The organism is Yoonia sp. R2-816, from assembly GCF_046762905.1.
In the GTDB taxonomy this organism is placed as follows: domain Bacteria; phylum Pseudomonadota; class Alphaproteobacteria; order Rhodobacterales; family Rhodobacteraceae; genus Yoonia.
The window spans coordinates 1-1,192 of sequence record NZ_JBKQXN010000193.1 but is presented as its reverse complement, the minus strand read 5'-3'; the positions used below and the strand labels follow the sequence as shown (position 1 = coordinate 1,192).

Here is a 1,192-nt window from a genome sequence, read left to right as displayed (position 1 = left end):
GTCAGCCCAGACCAAATGGCGGAAGCTCGACGGCGCAAACCGCATGCCCGAGATCATCGAAGGGATTGCATTCAAAGACGGGATCAAACAACTTAACCATGCCGCCTAATCACGCCGTCACCAACTTTCGGGCATAGCTCTTCCCGCGACCTCCTTAGGCTTATTGGTCGGAGCTATGTTTGCGGCAACTCTGGTTTCTCAGGCTCCTGCTGGCGTCGCGCTTGATCGCTTCGGGCCCCGGCGTGTCCTGCAGTGGGCCCTTGCTCTTGTCACCCTCGGGACCGCGCTCTTCGCGGTAGCCCCTGATATGAACGAGGCCGCATGGCCAGCAGTTCTCGTGGCCCACGTTCTGATTGATGCAGGCCTTGCCGCGACTGGCGCAAGTGTCCAGATGGCACTTGCACAAAACATGCCCTCTGGTGATTACGGATACGCCTTGGACCTGTCGCGGTTTGATGCCGCTCCTTTGATAGCATTTACTGCAACAAAGGAGATTGACTATGAGACTGAAACGGACGGACGAATTCCGCCAGGATGCGGTGCGGATCGCGCTGACCAGTGGGCTAACACGTAAGCAGGTGGCCGATGATCTGGGCGTCGGGATGTCGACACTGAACAAATGGATCACCGCGCACCGAGACACAGACTTGGTACGGATGACCGAAGAGCTGAAGGAGATCGGTCTGAATGTTGGCCACCGCCGCGTAGGCAGGCTGATGCGTCAGAATGGCATATCAGTCGTGAGAACCCGCAAACACAAGGTGACCACGGACAGCTATCACAAGTTCAACATTGCGCCGAACCTGTTGGATCGCAACTTTGCGGCAGACAAGCCAAATCAAAAATGGGCAGGCGATATCAGCTACGTTTGGACCCGTGAGGGCTGGCTGTATCTGGCTGTGATCCTGGACCTGCACTCACGCCGTGTCATTGGTTGGGCTGTTAGCAACCGCATGAAGCGCGACTTGGCGATCCGAGCGTTGAATATGGCCATCGCGTTCCGGCAGCCGCCCAAAGGCTGTATCCATCATACGGATCGCGGGTCGCAATATTTGTAGTGGTTCAGATGTGATCTGACAGTTGGCCGTTTTTCAGGCGGCGTCTGTCAGGTGAAGTTCAGTTCACGAACTTTTCCCGCCAGATTTCTTTCCCGTCGATCATAGTTTCGATGGGTGTTCTGCCGCAACACATT

General features: G+C 56.0%; 1 protein-coding gene and 1 pseudogene. Both read left to right on the top strand.

The window, feature by feature from the left end; translation table 11 throughout:
• Nucleotides 1-133 precede the first annotated feature (133 nt).
• A complete protein-coding gene (locus ACFWW2_RS12055) occupies nucleotides 134-574 on the top strand; it encodes an MFS transporter (RefSeq protein WP_393928324.1) in 441 nt (146 codons plus the stop codon).
• Nucleotides 501-1,052, top strand: a pseudogene (locus ACFWW2_RS12050) (IS3 family transposase); the annotation flags it as partial. The gene ACFWW2_RS12055 and the pseudogene ACFWW2_RS12050, both read left to right, overlap by 74 nt.
• Between the last annotated feature and the right edge of the window lie 140 nt (nucleotides 1,053-1,192).